The sequence below is a fragment of the Roseomonas sp. OT10 genome, from assembly GCF_020991085.1.
Classification (GTDB): domain Bacteria; phylum Pseudomonadota; class Alphaproteobacteria; order Acetobacterales; family Acetobacteraceae; genus Roseomonas; species Roseomonas cutis.
The window spans coordinates 943,387-963,591 of the sequence record NZ_CP087719.1; the positions used below are offsets into that span (position 1 = coordinate 943,387).

Below are 20,205 nucleotides of genomic sequence, written 5' to 3' on the forward strand. Positions count from 1 at the left end.
CGCCGCCGGTCCACCCGGCGGTGCCTTTCCTCCGTCAGTCGATCGCCACGATCAGCTTGCCGAAGTTCTTCCCGCCCAGCAGGCCGAGGAAGGCGTCCGGCGCCTTCTCCAGCCCCTGGACGACATCCTCGCGGTACTGCAGCGCGCCCTCGCGCAGCCAGCGCGCCCCGGTGCGCCGCCATTCGGCGAAGGCGTCCGGGTGGTCCATCACGATGAAGCCGCGCAGCGACAGGCGCTTGCGCACCACCTGCATCAGGCTCGGCCCCGGCGCGGGCGGGCGAGTGTTGTACTCCGCCACCATGCCGCAGAAGGCGACGCGGCCGAAGTCACGCAGCAGCGGCCAGACGGCGTGCTGCACCGCCCCGCCGACATTCTCGAAATAGACGTCGATCCCCTCCGGGCAGGCGGCGGCCAGGCGGGCGGGGAAGTCCTCCGCCCGATGGTCCACGCCGTCGTCGAAGCCCAGCGTGTCCGTCACGAAGGCGCATTTCTCCGGCCCGCCGGCGATGCCCACCACCCGCGCGCCCATCCGCTTCGCGATCTGGCCCGCGACCGAGCCCACCGCGCCGGAGGCCGCCGAGACGACGAAGGTCTCGCCCGGCCTCGGCACGGCGATGCGGGTGGTGCCGACCCAGGCGGTGGTGCCCGGCATGCCCAGCACGCCCAGCCAGGCGGTCAGCGGCGCGGCCTCCGGGTCCAGCTTCAGCAGCCCGCCCGCCGGCACGGCGGAGAGGCGCTGCCAGCCCTGGCCGCCCAGCACCCAGTCGCCGGGGGCGAAGCCCGGCACGGTGGAGGCGACGACCTGCCCGACGCTCTGCCCCTGCATCACCTCGCCCAGTCCGACCGCGGCGGCGTAGGACTTCGCGTCGTCCATCCGCCCACGCATGTAGGGGTCGAGCGAGAGGTAGCGGTGCCGCACCAGCACCTCGCCCGGAGCCATGTCCGGCGGCGCCGTCTCCACGAGGCTGAAGTCGCCCGGCTGCGGCGCCCCTTCCGGCCGGCGGGCCAGGCGGATCTGCAGGTTGGTCTCGTTCATGCCGCCTCGCTCCGACCGATCGCCCGGAAGGTCCCGGACCGCCGCGCCGCCGCGCCGCCGCGCCCGCATGGCCCGGTTTGCGGCGGCCCTGCCGGTCATATATGCGCGGGCGATGGTCCTGACGAGGCAAGCACCCCCTCCGCGCGTCCTCGGCCTGGCCGGCTGGAGCGGGGCGGGCAAGACGACGCTGCTGACGCGGCTGATCCCCTGCCTGCGCGGGCGGGGGTTCACGGTGTCCACCGTCAAGCACGCGCATCACCGGTTCGACCTGGACCAGCCCGGCAAGGACAGCCACCGCCACCGTGAGGCCGGGGCGGAGCAGGTGCTGGTCGCCTCCGCCACGCGCTGGGCGCTGATGACCGAGCTGCGCGGGGCGCCGGAGCCGGACCTCGCCTTCCTGCTCGCCCGCCTGTCGCCGGCCGACCTGGTGCTGGTGGAAGGGTTCAAGCGCGACGGCCATCCGAAGATCGAGGTCCACCGCGCCGCCAACGGCAAGCCCTGGCTGCACCCGGAGGACCCCGCCATCGTCGCCCTCGCCGCCGACGCGCCGCCCCCGTCCGGTGCCCCGCCCTGGGTGCCGCTGGACGCGGTGGAGCGGGTGGCCGACCTCGTGCTGGAGCATGCCCGGCCATGGCCCAACTGAGGGACGACTGCTTCGCCGGGGGCGAGGCGGTCCTGGGGGTGGAGGAGGCCGCGGCCCGGGTCGCCGCCGGCGTCCTGCCGTTGCCGGGGGAGGAGCGGGTGGCGCTGCGCGCGGCGCGCGGCCGCGTGCTGGCGCGCAACCTCATCGCCGGGCAGCACCTGCCGCCCTTCTTCAACAGCGCCGTGGACGGCTATGCCTTCGCCCATGCCGACCTGCGCCCCGACGGCGCCTGGCTGCGCCTCGCCGGGCGGGCGGTGGCCGGGCAGGCCGCCCCCGCCCTGGCGCGGGGGCAGGCGCTGCGGGTGATGACCGGCGCCCCCATGCCGGTGGGGGCGGACACGGTGATAATGCAGGAGGATGCGGCGCTGGACGGCGGCACGCTGCGCCTGCCCCCCGGCCTGCCGCGCGGCGCCAATTGCCGCCCGGCCGGGGAGGACGTGGCGCGCGGGGCCATCGCCCTGCCGAAGGGGCGCCGCCTCGGCCCGGCGGAGATCGGGCTGGCCGCCGCGCTGGGCCTCGCCGGCCTGTCGGTGACGCCGCGCCCGCGGGTGGGCGTGTTCAGCACGGGCAACGAGTTGGTCTCGCCCGGGAGGACGCTGGGGGGCGCCCGCATCTTCGACAGCAACCGCTTCGCCCTGCTGGCCCTGCTGGACGGGCTGCCGGTGGAGGCGGTGGATCTCGGCATCCTGCGCGACCGGCCGGGGGAGCTGGCCGGCGCCATCGCCGCGGCGGCCGCCTCCCACGACCTGCTGATCACCTCGGGCGGGGTGAGCGTCGGCGAGGAGGACCACACCCGCGCCGCGATCGAGGCAGCGGGGTCGCTGGCCTTCTGGCGGCTGGCCATCAAGCCGGGCAAGGCGGCGGCGATGGGGGTGGTCGGCGGCACGCCCGTCCTCGGCCTGCCGGGCAACCCGGTGGCCGCCATCGTCACCTTCCTGCACCTGGCCCGGCCGCTGATCCTGCGGCTGGCGGGCGCCGCCCCCGCGCCGCTGCCGCGCTTCCCGGCCGTGGCGGATTTCGCCCACCGCAAGAAGCCCGGCCGGCGGGAATACCTGCGCGTCTCCCTGGTCCCCGGCGGGACGGTGCCGCTGGCCCGCAAGGAGGCGCGCGACGGGGCGGGGCTGCTCTCCTCCCTGACCCGCGCGGACGCCTTCGCCGAGCTGGCAGAGGACCGGGAGTCGGTGGAACCGGGCGAGGCCGTCACCGTCCTGCCCTTCGCCGCGCTGCTCTGATACCGGCGTCGGGATGATCTGACCCGTGTTGTGCTGTCGTGGTCGGGCGGCGGCACTGGGAGGGGACGCCGTCCCCTCCCAGACCCTCCCCTGCCGGGGCCACAAGCGGGCCCCGGTCCCCGCTGAGAGTTGGTTCTAAGCGGTGGGCGTCAGCCTGCGGGCTGAACCCTGACGGAACACGGACAGGCGGGACTCTGAAAAAGCATCACAGGCGTCAGCGCGGGCGGACACCGTACCCGCCGAGGAGCCATGCTCCTCGGCGTCTCGACCCCGTCGCAGGCTGTCCCGCGGCAGCGCCTCTCGGGTCCAGGGCCCGCAGGGTCCTGGCGGAGTGGGGGTACGGGGGCGAGGCAGAGCCTTGCCCCCGGGGAACGGGCGCACCCTATGCCGCCACGGATCAACGCATCCCGCCGTCCGTATGACAGGGGGCGCGGGCGGCGTGGCGCTCAGCGCGCTCCGGCGCGCCTGTTCTCCAGCCGCGACAGCACGCGCACCAGCGGCCAGAGCAGCAGGAAGTACGCGACGGCGGCCGCCACGATGGGCGAGGCGTTGTAGGTCACGCTCTGGGCCTGCCGGGCCTGGAACAGCAGCTCCGGCAGCGCCACCACCGAGGCGATGGAGGTGAGCTTCACCACCTCCAGCACGTTGCCCAGCAGGTCGGGCAGCACGTTGCGCGCTGCCTGCGGCAGCACGACCAGGGCCATGCCCTGCCAGGGGCGCAGGCCGAGGGCGCGGGCGGCCTCGGACTGGCCTCTGGGCACGGAATCCAGGCCGGCGCGCAGCACCTCGCCGAAATAGGCGCCGGTGTTGAGCAGGAAGGCGATGGCGACGGCCGCCCAGGCGCTGACCTCCAGCCCGGCGAAGGGCAGGCCGGCATAGACCAGCACCAGCAGCACCAGCGGCGGCAGGGCGCGGAACAGGTCCACCCAGGCGGCGAGCGGCCAGCGCACCCAGCGGCTTTCCGCCCGCGACAGCAGCGCCAGCGCCAGCCCGGCGAGGAGGCCGAGCGGCACCACCAGCAGCGAAAGCAGCAGGGTCTGCTGCAGCCCCATCCACAGGATGGGCATCGCCTGCCGGACGATGCCGAGGTCCAGGAAGGCGGCGCGGAAATCCTCGAGGGTCATCATCGGACCGGGGCCGTCACCGCGTGCGCACCGCGTAGCGCGCCTCGATCCAGCGGCCGAGGCAGACGACCGGGATGAACAGCAGCAGATAGGCCGCCGCGCCGAGGATCAGCGGCGAGGGGTTGGCGGCGAAGGCCACGGCGGATTGCGAGGCGCCAAGGATCTCCGACACGCCGGCGACGCTGCCCAGGGCGGTGTTCTTGGTGATGGCGATGGTGCGGTTGGTCAGCGGCGGGATGACCATCCGCACCGCCTGCGGCAGCACCACGAGGAACAGCACCGGGACGGGGCGCAGGCCGAGCGCCGCCGCTGCCTCCGGCTGGCCGCGCGGGACAGCGGTGATGCCCGCCCAGAAGATCTCCTCGGCGAAGGCCATCAGGACCAGCGTCAGCGCCAGCCAGGTGGCGGCGAAGCCGGACAGCTCCGCCCCCGCCGCCGGCAGGCCGAAGAAGAACAGCACCACCAGCACCAGCGGCGGCACGGCGCGGAACAGGTCGACGAGGAAGAGGATGGGCAGCGCCATCCAGCGCCCGCCGCGCCGGTCCGTCAGCAGGGCGCGCAGCACCGCCAGCGCCAGGCCCAGCGCCAAGCCGCACGTCACCACCAGCGCCGCCAGCTCCACCGTCACCACGAAGCCGGCGGCGATGGCGGGCAGGTAGGTCGCCATCACCGCCCCGTTCAGGAAGGTGAAGGCGAAGTTCTCCCAGCCGCTCAAGCGGAACGGGCCTAGCCGCAGGTCACCTCGTGCGGCGTCGGGTCGTAGCCCGGCAGGTCGGGCACGCCGTAGCCGGGGAAGGCGACGTTCTCGGCATCGTCGGCGGCGGGCTTGGTGCCGAACCACTTCTCCGACAGGGCGGCCAGGCTGCCGTCCTTCTTCATGCACTCCAGCACCCGCTCCACCGCGTTGCGCAGCTCCACGTTGTCCTTGCGGAAGGGCGCGGCCCAGTGGGCGCGGGTCTCGCGGATGGTGAAGTCCGGCACCAGCAGCCGCACCTGCTGCGCGGCGTAGCGGACCACGGTGTTGCCGGCGAGCACGGCATAGGCCCGGTTGGCGACCACCGCCTGCACCGCGTCGGGGTTGGTGTCGAAGGTCTGGTAGGTGAAGCCCAGCCGCTGCGCGTTCGCCTGCGCCCAGGCGTCGTAGGCGCTGCCCTTGTTCACCGCGATCACCTTGCCGCGCAGGTCGTCGAGCGAGGTGATGGGCGCGTTGCCGCGGCGGATGCCGAACTGGAAGGCGGTGTAGAGGTAGCCTTCGGTGAAGAGCAGCGCCTCCGCGCGCTCCTTCGTCACCGTCACCGGCGCGGCGAGGAAGTCGTACCGGCCGGCGTTCAGCGCCGGCACCAGGCCGGAGAAGGAGGCGCTGTCGATGGTCACGTCGCGCCCCATGCGGCGCGCCACCTCCTGGAACAGGTCCACGTTGAAGCCCTGCACCCCGCCATCGAGCTTGGGGAAGGCATGCGGGGCGAAGGTCCCGTCGACGGCGGTGCGCAGCGGCGGCTGGGCGCCGCCCGTGCCCTGCGCCAGGGTCGCGGTCCCGGCGCCGAGGGACAGCCCGGCCAGTAGCAGGGTCAGGGGAAGGAAGGGACGCATCGCGGGTTCTCCGGCGGTCGGGGCCTTGTCCGGACGGGGCGGATGCCGCGGCCGGGTCGGGTCAGGCTGGCAGCAAGAAGCGTGCGACGGCCAGCCCCCGCACGCCGGAAAGCCTGCATCCCCGGACACCGGCCCTGGGGGCGGGAGAGGCGAGGCCGGCGAAGGGGAGCCATGCGGCCGGCCCGGGACCGGCCGCATTCCTGCCACAAAGCGGACCTCGCGGCGCCGCGAGCGGGGCGTGTCCTTCCCCTCGGCCGCGACACGGCCCTTCACCCCGGCCCCGGGAGGCCACCATGTTCCGCTTCGCCCTTCTCCTCGTTGTCCTCGGCTTCGGCACCATCCTGACGCTGACCGCCCGGCTGCTCGGCGGGCTGGCGACGCAGCAACTCGATGCCCTGCCGATCGCGCTCAGCGCGCTGGCCGCCTGCTCCATGCTGGTCGGCGGGCTCGGCCTGCTGGAACGCCGCGCCCATGGGCAGCGCGCCCGCTTCCTGGTCGGCTGATCCGGCCGCGGGGCGAAGCCCCGCCATCCGTGGGCGGAGGCCGCTCGCCTCCGCCCGGGGGCGCGTCAGGCGTTCGCCACCGGCGGCATGACGCCGGCCTGCGCCCGGCGGGACTGCCACAGCGCCACGAAGTCGATCGGCGTCAGCAGCACGGGCATGAAGCCGCCCTCGCGCGTGGCATCGGCCAGCACGTTGCGCGCGAAGGGGAAGAGCAGGCGCGGGCATTCCACCAGCAGCACTGGCTCTAGGCTCTCCTGCGGCACGTTCACGGTGAAGATGCCGCAATAGACCAGCTCGGCGATGAAGGCGGTGGTGTCGCCCGACTTGGCGTCGCAGCGGATCTGCAGCGCCACCTCGAAGACGTTGCCGTTCTGCTGCAGCGGCCGCGCCTGGACGTCGAGCGCGATGTCGATGCGCGGCTGCTCGCGGAGCTGGGTGAAGACCTCCGGCGCGCCGGGGACCTCGAAGGACAGGTCCTTCACGTATTGCAGGTTCACCACCAGCGGGCCCTGCGGGGCGGCCTCGCCATTGGGGACGTTACCGGCGGGCGCGATCGGATCGGACATGACAGGGACCTGCGTCTGGTTCGGGAAGGGCCGGGGCGCGGTAGCACGCCCCCCGCCTCACCGGAAGGCCGGCCCCGGCCCGTGCTCAGGCCCGCAGCAGAGGCCAGAGCGCCATCCCCACGCAGCCCAGCAGGGCCAGGCCGACCGCCGTCTCCATGCGGTGCCCGGCGCGGAGGTACAAGGCGCGCCAGCAGGGCAGGGACAGGACCCGCCCCAGCAGCAGGAACCAGCTTCCGGCCAGCAGGAAGACCGAGCCGCAGGCCACCGTCGCCGCCACCGCGTCCCCCGGCGGGATACGCCCCAGGAAGAAGCCGGCGAAGAAGGGCACGGTGAGCGGGTTGGACATGGCGCTGAGCAGGCCGAGGCGGAAATGCCCGGCCGTCCGTGCCGGCCCCGGCGACTCCGCCCGGATCTGGCCGGCGCGCCGCAGGCTCCGCCACCCCGCCCGCGCCAGGAGCGCGGCGAAGACGATCCGCCCCGCCAGCTCGACGCCCTGCAGGCCGAGCAGCAGCGTCCCGCCCAGGATGGCGACGGCCGCGGCGAGCGACGCCTCGCAGGCGATGCAGAGCGCCGCGGCCACGGCCGCCCGGGCGGAGGGTTCGAGGCTGGCGCGCAGAATGAGGAGAAGGTTGGGCCCGGGCGTGGCCATCACCAGCAGGTACGGCAGGGCCAACTCCACAGGCACGACCAGGATGTGCATGGGCTTGGCTCACGGCAGGAAGGGTGAGCCAAGACAAGGCCAGCCGCCCACGCCGCCGCGTCCTCCGATCGGGCGACCCCGGCGGCCCGCGGTCCCGGCGGCCTTCCCGGACCGTCCGGCTCATACCAACGGTGGGATGACCTGACCCGTCGTGTTCGGGCGGCGGACCGGGAGGGGACGCTGTCCCCTCCCAGACCCTCCCCTGCCGGGGCCACAAGCGGGCCCCGGTCCCCGCTGGGAGTCTGGTGTTGGCGGCTGCCGCCAGCCTGCGGGCTGAACCCTGACGGGGCGCGGACAGGCGGGACTCCAGAATAGCTTTGAAGGCGTCAGCGAGGGCTGAGGCCGTACCCGCCGAGGAGCATGGCTCCTCGGCGCTGTGACCCCGTCGCAGTCATCTGCGCGGCAGCGCTGATCGGGTCCAGGGCTCGCAGGGTCCTGGCGGAGTGGGGGTACGGGGGCGAGGCAGCGCCTTGCCCCCGGGCCACGGGCGCACCCCGCGCCGCCATGGATCAACGCATCCCGCCGTCCGTATCAAGCGGGCGGCTGTTCCGCCGCGCCGCCGGCCGGGTCCGGGCGCGCCGCCGCCGGGTGCCGCTCCCGTCCGGTCGGGCACAGGTCCAGCAGGGTGCACCGCCCGCAGGCGGGGTTGCGGAAGAAGCAAACGCGCTGCCCGTGCAGCATCAGCACCTCGTGGTTGTCGTAGACCTGCTGCGCGTCCCATTCCGGGGGCAGCATGGCCTCCAGCACCCGGTGCGCCGGTCCCACCGCCAGGCCCGGCGGGATCAGGCCCAGCCGTGCCGCCACGCGATGGTGATGGCTGTCCACCGGCAGGGCGCGCCGGCGCAGCACGCTGAAGGACAGCACCGCCGCGCTGGTCTTGGGCCCGACGCCCGGCAGGGCCTCCAGCCAGGCCCGCGCCTCGGGGACCGACAGCTCCGCCAGGTGGTCCAGGCTCAGCCGGCCCTGCCGTTCCGTGATGACGCGCAGCGTCCGTTGCAATGCCGGGGCCTTCGCCTCCGGCCAGGTGCAGGGGGCGAGCGCCGCCTCCACCGCCGCCACCGGCGCGTCGCGCACCGCCGCCCAGTCCGCGAATCCCTCGCGGAGGTTGCGGAAGGCGCGGGCGCTGTCGGCGTTGCGGGTGCGGTGGGAGAGCAGGGAGGAAACCAGCTCGTCCAGCGGCTCCAGCGCGTGGAAGTAGCCGATCGGGCAGCGGTAGAGGGCGCAGAGGCGCGCCTGCACCTCCAGCAGCAGGGCGGGGGCACCGGGCGGCGCGGCCGGGCCTTCCGCATGCGTCGCTCGGGCCAAGCGTGCCTCCCCTGCCGGCAGGACGGGACAACGCGGCGGCGGTGCGCGGGGCTGCGGGCTGCTTGACAGGAACGGCGCCGACGGGCTGAGGGGAGGGTGCCGTCCCTCGCGGGCGGCCACCGAACATGCATCAGCGCCCGCACGGGTGCGCCGGGAGACGTCGTGATGATCACCCCTCTTCGCCGAGGCCTGCTGGCGGCGCTGCTGCCGCTGGCGGCCCTGCTGCTGCCGGGCGCCGCCTCCGCCCAGGACTACCCGACCCGCCCGATCCGCGTGATCGTGCCCTTCGCGGCCGGCGGCACCACCGACCTGGTGGCGCGGCTGGTGACGACGGAGATGGCCAAGCGGCTCGGCCAGCCGGTGGTGGTGGACAACCGCGCCGGCGCCGGCGGCAACATCGGCAGCGACATGTGCGCCAAGGCGGCGCCCGACGGCTACACGCTGTGCATGGGCACGATCAGCAGCCACGCGATCAACGCCAGCGTCTACCCGAACATGCCGTTCAACAACCTGACGGACTTCGCCCCCGTCGCCCTGCTCGCCACCCAGCCGAACATGCTGGTGGTCGCGAAGAACGTGCCCGCCACCACCGTCGCCGAGTTGATCGCGCTGATGAAGAAGGAGCCGGGCAAGTTCAACTACGGCTCCTCGGGCGTCGGCACCTCGATCCATCTCGCGGGCGAGCTGTTCCTGCAGATGACCGGCACCCAGGCGGAGCACGTGCCCTATCGCGGCAGCGGCCAGATCATGACGGACATGCTGGCCGGCACCCTGCCCATGGCCTTCGACAACTTCTCCTCCGGCTGGCCGCATGTGCGCGAGGGGCGGCTGACCGGCCTCGGCGTCGGCTCGCGCGAGCGGCTGCCGCAGGCCCCGAACATCCCGACCATCGCCGAGACCCTGCCGGGCTTCGAATCCCTCTCCTGGCACGGACTCTTCGCCCCCGCCGCGACGCCGCCCGCCATCGTGGCGCGGCTGAACCAGGAGGCGCTGGCGGCCTTGCAGACCCCCGCCGTCGCCGCCCGCTTCGAGGAGCTGGGCATCACCGCCGGCCGCACCTCGCCGGCCGAGTTCAAGACCTTCGTCGCCGCCGAGACGGAGCGCTGGGGCGCGGTGGCCCGCCGCTCGAACATCCGGGCCGAGTGAGCCCGGGGCCGGGGGGCGCCGCCCTCCGGCCCGCCACGGCCGTCAGCGCTGCCGCCAGGGCAGGCCCTCCGCCTTCCAGCCGGCCACGGTGCCGCGATGGCCGGAGCCGTCCACCGGCCCCTCGAACCCATCCGCCACGTTCCAGGCATGCGGGAAGCCTGCCGCCTGCGCCGCCTGCGCCGCAGCCAGGGAACGCGCCCCGGAACGGCAGAGGAAGTACAGCTTGCTGAGCGGCGTGGCCCCGGCCTTGCGCAGGTGGTCCGAGAAGGCGCCGTTCACCTGCATCGACGGATAGACCTGCCAGGGGATCAGCAGCGGCTGCCTGCCCAGGCCGGAGAGGTCGGGAAGGCCGACGAAGTTCCATTCGGCATCGGTGCGCACATCCACCAGAAGCGCCTCCGGATCCTCGCGCAGCGCCTCGAAGGCCGCACGGGGGGGGACATCCTCGACCGGCATCACGCTCTCCTGGTCCTGGGCTGAAGCACGCCGCACAGTCTGGGTACGCGGCCCCGGCGCGTCCACCCCGCCCCCCACCGCGGCAGGCCACCATGGAGCCTGGCCGGGCGGCGGATTCACGCGCCCAGGCGATCCCGCGCGCCGGCGATCTGCCGTAGCCTGCCCGAGACACCCGGAGCCGCCTGCCCGCATGCCCCATCCCCCGTCGCCCGCCGCCCCCGTCACCCAGGGGCACACCGAGGGGGGCGGGAGGGAGGCCGATGCGTTGCCGCCCGCCGGGCTGCGCCGGGTGCCGGTGCTGGCGGCCGCCTCCTTCGCCACCTCCACCCAGGCTTTCGTCATGGCAGGGCTGCTGAACGAGCTGGCGGCCGATCTGGGGATCTCCGTCGCCCAGGCCGGGCAGCTCGCCACCGTCTTCGCCCTGGCCTTCGGCATCTCCGCCCCCTTCGTCACCGCCCTGACCGCTGCCTGGCCGCGGCGGGGACTCCTGGTCGGCGCGCTCGGGGCGATGGCGCTGCTGAACCTGCTGATCGTGCTGACCCATTCCTACGCGGCCGTGCTGGGGCTGCGCCTGCTCTGCGGCGTGGCCGCGGCGCTGGTGGTGCCCGCCGCCGCGGCCACGGCGGCCGGGCTGGCGCCTCCGGCGCAGCGGGCACGGGCCCTGGCCATGGTCATGGCCGGAACCACCGCCGCCTTCCTGTTCGGCCTGCCGATGGGCTCGGTGACGGGGGAGGTCTTCGGCTGGCGCGGCGCCTTCGGCTTCGCCGCCCTGCTGGCCGGGGGGGCCGCCCTGGCGATCCGGCTGCTGCTGCCCGACGTGCCGGGGGAACGCAGCGGGCTGCACGGCTTCCGCGCCCTGCGCCGCCCCGGGGTGGGCGGCGGGCTGGCGCTGACCTTCACCACCTACGCCGCCGTCTTCTCCATCAGCGCCTTCGTCGGACCGGCGGTGAACCGGGTCAGCGGCCTGACCGGCGGGCAGGTGGGGATCATGCAGGCCCTGGCCGGCGTCGCCTCCCTGGCCGGCGTGCCGGCAGGCGCCTGGATGGCCGAGCACGGGGGGCTGCGCCGGGCCTGGGTGCTGCCCCTGCTGGTGGCCGGGGCGGGGGCCACGCAGTTCGCCCTGCTCTCCGGCGCCGCCGATGGGATGCGCCTCGCCCCGGTGCTGCAAGGGGCCGCGATCCTGGCCGCCGCCGGCTGCCTCTTCGCCCTCTCCCCGCTGGTGCAGTCCTACCTCGTCGGGCTGGTGCCGGAGGCCCGCGGCGTGGTGCTGGCCGTGAACTCCTCCGCACTGTTCCTGGGCCAGGCCGCCGGCGCCGCACTGGGCGGGCTGGGCATCGCGCTGATCGGCCTGCCCGGCATCGGCGCCGCCGCCTTCCTGATGGCCGGCCTCGCCCTGGTGGTCGCGCTGCTGCAACGGCCCCGCGCGGGGGGCTGACGCGGCGGCCGTCGCGCTGTGGTGTTCCGGCGTGGGACCGGGAGGGCACGCCGTCCCCTCCCAGACCCTCCCCTGCCGGGGCCACAAGCGGGCCCCGGACCCCGCTGGGAGTCTGGTGCTGCGCGGCTGCCGTCAGCCTGCGGGCTGAACCCTGACGGAGCGCGGACAGGCGGGACTCTAGAATAGCTTCAAAAGCGTCAGCGCGGGCGGACCCCGTACCCGCCGAGGAGCATGGCTCCTCGGCGCTGTGACCCCGTATCCGGCTGTCCCGCGGCAGCGCCGATCGGGTCCAGGGCCCGCAGGGTCCTGGCGGAGTGGGGGTATCGGGGGCGAGGCAGAGCCTTGCCCCCGGGCCACGGGCGCACCCCGCGCCGGCACGGATCGAGGTATCCCGCCGTCCGTATCACTCGATGGCGCGGAAGCCGGTCGCCCGCACCACCTCGGCCCAGCGTGCCGTCTCGTCTCGAATCAGCGTGGCGAAGGCGGTGCGGCCCTGGCCGGAGACGCGGAAGCCGGCCTCCTGCATCCGCGCGCGCAGTCCCGGCGCGGCCAGGGCGCGCAGGGTCGCGGATTCCAGGGCTGCCTGCACCGGCTCCGGCGTGGCACGGGGGGCGACCAGGCCGAACCAGGAATGGAAGGAGAGGGCGGGCTGGCCCAGCTCCGCCATGGTCGGCACCTCGGGCAGCAGCGGCGAGCGCGTGGGGCCGGTGATGGCCAGGGCGCGCAGCCGTCCGGCCTGCACATGCGGCGCCACCAGCGCGACCGAGCCGAACATGCCCTGGACGTTGTTGTTCAGGATCGCCGTCATGGCGTCGCCGGTGGAGCGGAAGTGCACCGCCTCCGCCTTCAGCCCGGACCCGGCGGCCAGCATGGCCGCGCCGAAATGCCCCGGCGTGCCGGCCCCGAAGGTGCCCAGGAACAGGCCCGGCTGCGCTGTCGCCCAGGCGAGGTAGGCGGGCAGGTCCCGCGCCGGGACGCCGGCGGGGACGACGAAGGCGAAGTCGATGGCCGCCACCTCGGCGATCGGGGCGAAGTCGCGCGCCGGGTCGTAGGGGAGGCGGGCATAGGTGCTGGGCGCCATGGCGAGCTGGCCGACCTCGCCGAGCAGCAGCGTGGTGCCGTCCGGCGCGGCGGTCCGGGCCACCTCCTGCGCGGCGATGGCACCCGCCGCGCCCGGGCGGTTGTCCACCACCACCCCGGACGGCACGGTCTCCTTCTGCCCGTCCGCCAGCAGCCGGGCGACGACGTCGGGGCCGCTGCCGGGCGGGAAGCCGAGCACGAGGCGTACCGGCCGCTCCGGCGGCGCCGCCCGGGCGGAGGCTGCGGACAACAGGGCGAGGCCGGCGAGGGCCGCGCGGCGGGTCGTCTGGGGCAAGGGAAGCGTCCTCCACATTATTTGTTATGCTGCATAAAGGAATATCGCGGGCCGGAGTCCGGTGCCAGGGAAATGGACGCAGGCCCGCGGAGGCACCGGGGGGGTCGCGTGGCGGCACGGGTCCCGCCCGGCGGGATGCCCCGGCGCCGGCGGCCGGCGGTTGCGCGGGCGGTCCGCGCGGTGTGACCGGTAACTGCGTTGACGGGCCGGAATCCGCCGGGTTTATGCCACGAATGACGTGCAGGACGGCCCGGCGCGGGCCAGATCCGGCCCGCATCCGCAACGGAGGCTTTCCACTTCATGGCCGCATCCCCCCTCGCTGGCACCGGCGTCAGCGCCGGCACCGTCCATGCCAACCTGACGGCCCCCGGCCTGATCGCCCATGCGATGCGTCGGGGTGAGGGACGGCTGTCGGCGGACGGTGCCTTCATCGGCGTCACCGGCCAGCACACCGGCCGGTCCGTCCAGGACAAGTTCGTGGCCGACGACCCCGAGGCGACGGCGGAGATCTGGTGGGGCAAGGTCAACCAGAAGCTCGCGCCCGCGAAGTTCGAGGCCTTCACGGCCCGGGTGCGCGGCTACCTGGGCGAGCAGCCCGAGCTGTTCACCGAGGACCTCTACGCCGGCGCCGATCCGAAGTACCGCATCAAGGTGCGGCTGGTGACGACCAATGCCTGGCACGCGCTCTTCGCCCGCAACATGTTCATCCGCCCGCCGGTGGAGGAGCTGGAGGGCTTCACGCCGGACTACGTCATCCTGCACGCGCCGGAGATGGAGGCCGACCCGAAGGTCGATGGCGGCCGCGAGGGCTCGACCACGCTGATCGCGCTGTCCTTCGCGAAGAAGATCATCGCCATCGCCGGCACCAGCTACGCCGGCGAGATCAAGAAGAGCATCTTCACCGTGATGAACTGGCTGCTGCCCCCGCAGGGCGTGCTGCCGATGCACTGCTCGGCCAATGTGGGCCAGGCGGGCGACACGGCGCTGTTCTTCGGCCTGTCCGGCACGGGCAAGACGACGCTCTCCTCCGACCCCGAGCGCAAGCTGATCGGCGATGACGAGCACGGCTGGTCGCCCGAGGGCGTCTTCAACTTCGAGGGCGGCTGCTACGCCAAGGTGATCAAGCTGTCCCAGGAGGCGGAGCCGCAGATCTGGAACGCCTCCCACCGCTTCGGCACGGTGCTGGAGAACGTGGTGGCGGACGAGCGCGGCCACCTCGACCTCGACGACAACAGCCTGACCGAGAACACCCGGTCCTGCTATCCGATCGAGTTCATCCCCAATACCCAGCCCAGGGGCATGGGCGGGGTGCCGAAGAACGTGGTGATGCTGACCGCCGACGCCTTCGGCGTGCTGCCGCCGATCAGCCGGCTGACCCCGGCGCAGGCGATGTACCACTTCCTCTCCGGCTACACCGCGCGCGTCGCGGGGACGGAGAAGGGGCTGGGCAAGGAGCCGCAGGCGACCTTCTCCACCTGCTTCGGCGCCCCCTTCCTGCCGCGCCACCCCGAGGTCTACGGCCGGATGCTGGCCGAGCTGATCGAGACGCACGGCGCCCAGGTCTGGCTGGTGAACACCGGCTGGTCCGGCGGCGCCTATGGCACCGGCAGCCGGATGAGCATCAAGCACACCCGCGCCCTGCTGCGCGCGGCGCTGGACGGCTCGCTGGCCAAGGGCGAGTTCGAGACGGAACCGTTCTTCGGCCTGGCCATCCCCAAGGCGGTCGAGGGCGTGCCGGCCGAGGTGCTGAACCCGCGCGAGAGCTGGGCGGACAAGGACGCCTATGACCGCACTGCGCGCGACCTGCAGGGCCGGTTCGAGAAGAACTTCGAGACCTTCGCCGGCGCGGTGGACGAGAGCGTGAAGGCCGCGGCGATCAAGGCCGCCGCCTGACGCCGCGCCGGGGCTGACCGGAAGGGGGCGGGGCCGCGCGGTCCCGCCCCCTTCCGCCGGTTGCGGCTGATTCTGGCCCTGGCCCGGCGTCCTGCCGGGCCAGGGTCGCCTCCGGGCTGGCGCCCGCGCATGATGCCGGCGATGCCCACACCCCTCGCCGGCGTGCTTCTCCAGCTCTGCGCGCTGCTCCTCTTCGTCTCCCTCGACACCTGCACGAAATGGCTGGCCCAGCACCACGAGGTGCCGCAGCTCATGTTCCTGCGCTTCCTGTCGCACGTGGTGCTGGTGGCGCTGGTGCTGCGCCTCGTCACCGGGCGCGTGCCCTGGCGGTCCCGGGCGCCGGTGCTGCAGACCGTGCGCGGGGCCATGCTGGCGGGGGCGAACCTGCTCTTCACCACCGCCCTGGTCTTCGTGCCGCTGGCCGATGCGGTGGCGGTCGGCTTCGCCTCGCCGCTCATCACCGTGGCCCTGGCGGCGCTGTGGCTGCGCGAGCCGGTGTCGCCCCGCCGCTGGTCGGGCGTGGTCCTGGGGCTGGCCGGGGTGCTGGTGGCGCTGCGGCCGCCCTTCCTGACGGGTGAGGCGCCGCCGCACTGGGCGATCTTCCTGCCGCTGGGCACCGCGGCGCTCTTCGCCGTCTACCAGATCCTGACGCGGCGCCTGGCCACGGTGGACGACCCGCGCACCACCATCCTGCACACGGGCATCGCCGGCGCCTGCCTGACCGCGCTGGCCCAGCCCTTCGTCTGGACGGAGCCCACGGCCTTCTCGTGGGTCCTCCTGCTGCTGGCAGGGGTGCTCGGCCTGGGCGGGCACGGGCTGCTGATCATGGCCTATGCCCGTGCCCCTGCCAGCCTGCTGGCGCCGATCTCCTACAGCCAGCTCATCGGCGCGGTGATCGCCTCCGCCCTGGTCTTCGGCGACCAACCGGACCTCTGGACCCTGGCCGGGGCCGCCATCGTGGCGGCCGGCGGGTTGCTGGTGGCCTGGCCCTCGCGCCGCGACGGCGGCTGACCAGGGCGCCCTGGCGGCCGCGATCCGTGGGGCCGCGATCCGTCAGGCCGCGGCGCGGGAGGGCGCCGAGAGGCCGGGCGCCAGCTCCGCCAGCAGGGCGAAGGACCGCAGCCGGGCCGCGTGGTCATGGATCTGCGCGGTGACGATCAGCTCGTCCGCCGCGGTGGCCTCGACCAGCTGCTGCAGGGCGCGGCGGACCGTGTCCGGCGCCCCGACGGCGGAGACGGAGAGGGCGTGCCCGGTCCCGGCCTGCTCGGCCGGGCTCCACAGCCCTTCCAGGCTGTCCACCGGGGCGGGCAGGGGGCCGGGCCGGCCGCGCCGCAGGTTGACGAAGGCCTGTTGCAGCGAGGTGAAGAGCCGTGCCGCCGCCGCATCCGTCTCCGCGACGATGGCGTTGGCGGCGACCATGGCATGCGGGCGCTCCAGGGTCGCGGAGGGGCGGAAGCCCTCGCGGTAGAGCCGCAGCGCCTGCATCAGGTGGTCGGGGGCGAAATGCGAGGCGAAGGCGAAGGGCAGCCCCAGCATCGCCGCCAGCTGCGCCCCGAACAGGCTGGAGCCGAGGATCCAGACGGGCACCTCCAGCCCCTCGCCCGGCACGGCGCGCACGGCCTGGCCCGGCTGGGCGGGGCGGAAGTAGGACATCAGCTCCACCACGTCCTGCGGGAAGCTGTCGCCGTCGCTGCCCCCGCCCGGGCCGAGGTTCCGGCGCAGGGCGTGGGCGGTGCGCAGGTCGCTGCCCGGGGCCCGGCCGAGGCCGAGGTCGATCCGGCCGGGGTGCAGCGCGGCCAGGGTGCCGAACTGCTCGGCGATCACGAGCGGGGCGTGGTTGGGCAGCATGATGCCGCCGGCGCCGACCCGGATGGTGCTGGTCCCGGCGGCGACATGGGCGATCACCACCGCCGTGGCGGCGGAGGCGATGCCCGTCATGTTGTGGTGCTCGGCCAGCCAGTAGCGGCGGTAGCCCAGCCGCTCGGCATGGCGGGCGAGGTCGAGGGTGTTGCGCAGCGCCTGACCCGCATCGGCACCGGCCGGGATGGGGGAAAGGTCGAGGACGGAGATCGGAAGGGAGGTCATGCGGTGCAGATAGGAGCGCGGCGGGCCGTGCCGTAGCCCCCGGGACCGCCGCCGGCCGATCCCTCGCCGCTGCGGGCTTTCCCCGGGGCGGCCGCCCCCAGGGTGGCATTGTGGCAACGCTGACGGCCCCCTGTTGCCGCAGTGCCACATCCACCCTTCACGCCCCCGGGTGGGGTGCTTATCTCCCGGCCAACCGGATGGATGACGGATTGCCGATGACCAGCCTGACCGGACGCCGCACGATTCTGCTCACCCTGCCGGGCCTGGCCGTGGCCGGCTGCGCCGCCCAGGCGCAGCGGGCCGCCACCTTCGACTTCGCGGACCTGGCCGAGCGCGTGCTGCCATCCGTGGTGAACATCGCCGTCACCAGCGAGCAGACGGTGCAGATCCCGCCGGAGTTCCGCGGCACCCCGCTGGAGCGTCCCTTCCGCGACCGCCGCGGCGGCGGGCGGCAGCAGGTGCAGGGGGCGGGGTCCGGCTTCGTCATCGACAGCTCCGGCCTGATCGTCACCAACAACCACGTGGTCGGCGGCGCCAGCCGCGTCGTGGTCGGCCTGCAGGACGGCACGGAGCTGACGGCCCGGGTGGTCGGCACGGACGAGCTGACCGACCTCGCCCTGCTGCGGGTGGAAAGCCGCACCAGCCTGCCGGCCGTGCCCTGGGGGTCGAGCGGGGCGCTGCGCGTCGGGCAGTGGGTGCTGGCGGCGGGCAATCCCTTCGCGCTGGGCGGCACGGTGACCAGCGGCATCGTCTCCGCCCGCGGGCGCGAGATCGGCGCGGGGCCCTTCGACGACTTCATCCAGACCGACGCCGCCATCAACCCCGGCAATTCCGGCGGGCCGCTGTTCAACACGGCCGGCGAGGTGATCGGCATCAACACGGCGATCTTCTCGCCCTCCGGCGGCTCGGCCGGCATCGGCTTCGCCACCCCCTCCGACCTGGCGCGCCCGGTGATCGAGCAGCTGCGCCGCGACGGCAAGGTGGAGCGGGGCTGGCTGGGCGTCGCGGTGCAGGACGCGCCGGAGGACCGCGGCCGCCGCGGCGTGCTGGTGCAGGGCGTGGAGCGCAACAGCCCCGCCGCCCGGGCCGGGCTGCGCCAGGGCGACATCGTGACGGCGCTGAACGGCGACCGGGTGGACACCTCCCGGGCGCTGATCCGCTCCGTGGCCGGGGTGCCGCCCGGCCAGACCGTCCGCCTGACCCTGCTGCGCGACGGGCGGCAGCAGGAGCTGACGGTGCAGGTCGGGCGCCGGCCGGCCGGGGCGGGCTGAGCCGCCGGCCGGTCCCGCCGGACGGAGGAGGCCCTCAGCCGCGCCCGAGCATGTGGAATTCCGGGTTCGGCCGCAGGTCGGTGGCATTGGCCAGCCGGTTCGACATGGAGAAGAAGGCGGCGATCGCGGCGATGTCCCAGATCTCCTCCTCGTCGAAGCCCGCGGCGCGCAGCGCGTCGCGGTCCGCCTCCTCCACCCGGTGCGCCTCCAGCGCGACCTTCAGCGCGTAGTCCAGCATCGCGCGCTGCCGCGGCGGCAGGCCCGCCTTGCGGTAATTCGTCGCCACCAGGTCGGCGATGCGCGGGTCCTTGGCCCGCACGCGCAGAATGGCCCCGTGCGCGACCACGCAATAGAGGCAGTTGTTCGCCCCGCTCACCGCGACGACGATCATCTCGCGCTCGGCGGCGCTCAACCCCTCGCGCTTGTCCATCAGCGCGTCGTGATAGGCGAGGAAGGCACGGAACTCGTCCGGGCGGCGGGCGAGCAGCAGGAAGACGTTGGGCACGAAGCCCGCCTTCTCCTGCACCGCCAGAATGCGCTCGCGGATGTCGTCGGGCAGCGCGTCCAGCGCGGGCGCCGGGTAGCGGCTGGGGGCGGGCGTCGGCGTCGTCATGGCGTTCCTCCTGTCCCCGGCCCGGCCAGGCCGGGCCGGCGGTCGTCCCTTTGCTCTAGCGGCAGGGCCGGCCGGGCGCCAGGACGCCGGGCCCCGGGGCACGGCGCGGGCCGTGGTGCGGGGGGCCGGCAAGGGCATCGGCCGGTTTCCCGCCGCCGGGCCTTGTCGGGCGCGCCGCGAAGCCCCACATGGTGACCGTCAGTTTCGTCGGTTCGGCCTGCCTCCTTGCCCCTCCCGGGGCGCCGAGCCCGGTGTCCGTCTCCCCTCGAAGGTTGATCCGTTCCGTGGTCGTCACGGATCGGGACCTCATTCCATACGGAACACCATCATGGCCATCGGCACCGTCAAGTGGTTCAACCCGACCAAGGGCTTCGGCTTCATTCAGCCGGATGACGGCTCGAAGGACGTCTTCCTGCACATCTCCGACGTGCAGCGCGCCGGCCTCCAGGAGCCGCGCGAGGGCGACAAGATCCAGTACGACCTGCAGAGCGGGCAGCAGGGCAAGGTCTCTGCCGGCAACCTGAAGGCCGCCTGACCGGACGGGGGCCCTCGCGGCCCCCGTCGTTCCCCGGGGCGACCGGCCGCGAGGCCGGCTGCCCCGGACCCCCGGCCGGGGTCTCCGGCCGGCTCCTCCCCGACCGCCGCGGGGCCTGCCGGTTCCCTTCCCCGGGAATGGCGGCCCGATCGCCCCGGCCCCGGGGCCATCCGGATCGTCCAGGGAGGCCATCCATGCAGGTCCATCGCTTCCAGATCGGCGAGAACGTCGAGATCGTCGCCAACGCCCTCACGGCGCGTCACGCACCCGGCCAGTACACCGTGGTCCGGCTGATGCCCAATGACGGCGCCGACCGCGAATACCGCGTGCGCCACAACCATGACGGCCACGAGCGCGTGGTCCGCCAGAGCGAGATCCGCCGCGGTCCCCTCGCCGCGCTGGGGCGCAGCCTGCCGCCCGCCGAGTGACCATCGCGCCGGCCGGCCAACGCCGTCCGGCCCCAATCCCGTTGCAGAAACCGAGGACATCCCGTGGAGCGAACCAGGACCGCGCCCGACACCGCCAGCAAGCCGGCGGCCGAGGGGATCGAGGAGACCATCGCCTATCTGGCGAAGCGGCACCGCGTCTCGCCCGCCATCGTGCGGGAGATCGCGCGCAAGCTGGGCTCGGGCGAGCGCAGCGCCATCGAGCGCGAGATCGCGCGCGGCAAGTCCCGCCGCTAGGGCCTTCCCGGCCT

Annotated in this window: 22 protein-coding genes; 11 read left to right on the forward strand and 11 right to left on the reverse strand. The window is 74.2% G+C overall.

The window, feature by feature from the left end:
• Nucleotides 1-34: 34 nt before the first annotated feature.
• Nucleotides 35-1,036 carry an NADP-dependent oxidoreductase gene (locus LPC08_RS04345; RefSeq protein WP_230451514.1) on the reverse strand — a complete coding sequence of 334 codons (1,002 nt, stop codon included), beginning with the start codon at nucleotides 1,034-1,036 and terminating at the stop codon, nucleotides 35-37.
• Nucleotides 1,037-1,148: 112 nt separating this feature from the next.
• Here LPC08_RS04345 and mobB point away from each other — a divergent pair, with 112 nt between their 5' ends.
• Nucleotides 1,149-1,679, forward strand: coding sequence for a molybdopterin-guanine dinucleotide biosynthesis protein B (gene mobB / locus LPC08_RS04350; RefSeq protein WP_230451515.1), 531 nt, complete (start codon nucleotides 1,149-1,151; stop codon nucleotides 1,677-1,679).
• On the forward strand, nucleotides 1,667-2,911 hold the full coding sequence (locus LPC08_RS04355) for a molybdopterin molybdotransferase MoeA (RefSeq protein WP_230451516.1): 1,245 nt from the start codon (nucleotides 1,667-1,669) through the stop codon (nucleotides 2,909-2,911). The genes mobB and LPC08_RS04355 overlap by 13 nt, the downstream gene beginning before the upstream one ends.
• A gap of 446 nt (nucleotides 2,912-3,357) precedes the next feature.
• Here LPC08_RS04355 and LPC08_RS04360 read toward each other — a convergent pair whose 3' ends face one another.
• Genes LPC08_RS04360 through LPC08_RS04370 form a run of 3 tightly spaced genes read right to left on the reverse strand, consistent with a single transcriptional unit; the run spans nucleotide 3,358 to nucleotide 5,625 of the window.
• Nucleotides 3,358-4,038, reverse strand: a complete 681-nt coding sequence (locus LPC08_RS04360) for an amino acid ABC transporter permease (RefSeq protein WP_230451517.1) — start codon at nucleotides 4,036-4,038, stop codon at nucleotides 3,358-3,360.
• 13 nt (nucleotides 4,039-4,051) lie between these two features.
• Entirely contained in the window at nucleotides 4,052-4,750 is a 699-nt protein-coding gene (locus tag LPC08_RS04365; RefSeq protein ID WP_230451518.1) for an amino acid ABC transporter permease, read from the reverse strand.
• An 11-nt stretch (nucleotides 4,751-4,761) separates the two neighbouring features.
• Nucleotides 4,762-5,625: a transporter substrate-binding domain-containing protein gene (locus LPC08_RS04370; RefSeq protein WP_230451519.1), complete on the reverse strand. Its 864-nt coding sequence runs from the start codon at nucleotides 5,623-5,625 to the stop codon at nucleotides 4,762-4,764.
• A 293-nt stretch (nucleotides 5,626-5,918) separates the two neighbouring features.
• Here LPC08_RS04370 and LPC08_RS04375 point away from each other — a divergent pair, with 293 nt between their 5' ends.
• A complete protein-coding gene (locus LPC08_RS04375) occupies nucleotides 5,919-6,128 on the forward strand; it encodes a hypothetical protein (RefSeq protein ID WP_230451520.1) in 210 nt (69 codons plus the stop codon).
• A gap of 65 nt (nucleotides 6,129-6,193) precedes the next feature.
• Here LPC08_RS04375 and secB read toward each other — a convergent pair whose 3' ends face one another.
• The 3 genes from secB to LPC08_RS04390 form a co-directional block, all read right to left on the reverse strand.
• The gene (gene secB / locus LPC08_RS04380) at nucleotides 6,194-6,694 is read right to left on the reverse strand and encodes a protein-export chaperone SecB (RefSeq protein WP_230451521.1); all 501 of its coding nucleotides are present in this window, start codon (nucleotides 6,692-6,694) and stop codon (nucleotides 6,194-6,196) included.
• Between the two features lie 85 nt (nucleotides 6,695-6,779).
• Nucleotides 6,780-7,394, reverse strand: a complete 615-nt coding sequence (locus LPC08_RS04385) for a LysE family transporter (RefSeq protein WP_230451522.1) — start codon at nucleotides 7,392-7,394, stop codon at nucleotides 6,780-6,782.
• A 531-nt stretch (nucleotides 7,395-7,925) separates the two neighbouring features.
• Nucleotides 7,926-8,699 (reverse strand): endonuclease III domain-containing protein, encoded by a 774-nt coding sequence (locus LPC08_RS04390; RefSeq protein ID WP_230451523.1) that lies wholly within the window; start codon nucleotides 8,697-8,699, stop codon nucleotides 7,926-7,928.
• A 165-nt stretch (nucleotides 8,700-8,864) separates the two neighbouring features.
• Between LPC08_RS04390 and LPC08_RS04395 the strand changes: the two genes are divergently transcribed.
• The gene (locus LPC08_RS04395; protein WP_230451524.1) at nucleotides 8,865-9,845 is read left to right on the forward strand and encodes a tripartite tricarboxylate transporter substrate binding protein; all 981 of its coding nucleotides are present in this window, start codon (nucleotides 8,865-8,867) and stop codon (nucleotides 9,843-9,845) included.
• A 42-nt stretch (nucleotides 9,846-9,887) separates the two neighbouring features.
• On the opposite strand, the gene LPC08_RS04400 is transcribed toward LPC08_RS04395, so the two are convergent.
• On the reverse strand, nucleotides 9,888-10,301 hold the full coding sequence (locus LPC08_RS04400) for a rhodanese-like domain-containing protein (protein ID WP_230451525.1): 414 nt from the start codon (nucleotides 10,299-10,301) through the stop codon (nucleotides 9,888-9,890).
• Nucleotides 10,302-10,491: 190 nt separating this feature from the next.
• Here LPC08_RS04400 and LPC08_RS04405 point away from each other — a divergent pair, with 190 nt between their 5' ends.
• Nucleotides 10,492-11,736, forward strand: coding sequence for an MFS transporter (locus tag LPC08_RS04405; protein ID WP_230451526.1), 1,245 nt, complete (start codon nucleotides 10,492-10,494; stop codon nucleotides 11,734-11,736).
• Between the two features lie 403 nt (nucleotides 11,737-12,139).
• On the opposite strand, the gene LPC08_RS04410 is transcribed toward LPC08_RS04405, so the two are convergent.
• Nucleotides 12,140-13,111: a Bug family tripartite tricarboxylate transporter substrate binding protein gene (locus tag LPC08_RS04410; RefSeq protein WP_230451527.1), complete on the reverse strand. Its 972-nt coding sequence runs from the start codon at nucleotides 13,109-13,111 to the stop codon at nucleotides 12,140-12,142.
• Nucleotides 13,112-13,411: 300 nt separating this feature from the next.
• Between LPC08_RS04410 and pckA the strand changes: the two genes are divergently transcribed.
• Both pckA and LPC08_RS04420 read left to right on the forward strand, forming a co-directional pair.
• Nucleotides 13,412-15,004 (forward strand): phosphoenolpyruvate carboxykinase (ATP), encoded by a 1,593-nt coding sequence (pckA, locus tag LPC08_RS04415; RefSeq protein ID WP_230451528.1) that lies wholly within the window; start codon nucleotides 13,412-13,414, stop codon nucleotides 15,002-15,004.
• 141 nt (nucleotides 15,005-15,145) lie between these two features.
• The gene (locus LPC08_RS04420; protein ID WP_230451529.1) at nucleotides 15,146-16,015 is read left to right on the forward strand and encodes a DMT family transporter; all 870 of its coding nucleotides are present in this window, start codon (nucleotides 15,146-15,148) and stop codon (nucleotides 16,013-16,015) included.
• 42 nt (nucleotides 16,016-16,057) lie between these two features.
• Here the strand turns inward: LPC08_RS04420 and LPC08_RS04425 are convergent, their stop codons facing one another.
• Nucleotides 16,058-17,089: an LLM class flavin-dependent oxidoreductase gene (locus LPC08_RS04425; RefSeq protein WP_230451530.1), complete on the reverse strand. Its 1,032-nt coding sequence runs from the start codon at nucleotides 17,087-17,089 to the stop codon at nucleotides 16,058-16,060.
• Nucleotides 17,090-17,304: 215 nt separating this feature from the next.
• Here LPC08_RS04425 and LPC08_RS04430 point away from each other — a divergent pair, with 215 nt between their 5' ends.
• Complete coding sequence (locus LPC08_RS04430; protein WP_230451531.1) at nucleotides 17,305-18,360, forward strand: trypsin-like peptidase domain-containing protein; 1,056 nt, start codon at nucleotides 17,305-17,307, stop codon at nucleotides 18,358-18,360.
• 34 nt (nucleotides 18,361-18,394) lie between these two features.
• Here the strand turns inward: LPC08_RS04430 and LPC08_RS04435 are convergent, their stop codons facing one another.
• Entirely contained in the window at nucleotides 18,395-18,973 is a 579-nt protein-coding gene (locus LPC08_RS04435) for a peroxidase-related enzyme (protein WP_230451532.1), read from the reverse strand.
• A gap of 328 nt (nucleotides 18,974-19,301) precedes the next feature.
• Here LPC08_RS04435 and LPC08_RS04440 point away from each other — a divergent pair, with 328 nt between their 5' ends.
• The 3 genes from LPC08_RS04440 to LPC08_RS04450 all read left to right on the forward strand — a co-directional run bounded on the left by LPC08_RS04440 (nucleotide 19,302) and on the right by LPC08_RS04450 (nucleotide 20,191).
• A complete protein-coding gene (locus tag LPC08_RS04440) occupies nucleotides 19,302-19,508 on the forward strand; it encodes a cold-shock protein (protein WP_230451533.1) in 207 nt (68 codons plus the stop codon).
• Nucleotides 19,509-19,702: 194 nt separating this feature from the next.
• On the forward strand, nucleotides 19,703-19,936 hold the full coding sequence (locus tag LPC08_RS04445; RefSeq protein WP_230451534.1) for a hypothetical protein: 234 nt from the start codon (nucleotides 19,703-19,705) through the stop codon (nucleotides 19,934-19,936).
• Between the two features lie 63 nt (nucleotides 19,937-19,999).
• On the forward strand, nucleotides 20,000-20,191 hold the full coding sequence (locus tag LPC08_RS04450; RefSeq protein WP_230451535.1) for a hypothetical protein: 192 nt from the start codon (nucleotides 20,000-20,002) through the stop codon (nucleotides 20,189-20,191).
• Nucleotides 20,192-20,205: the final 14 nt, after the last annotated feature.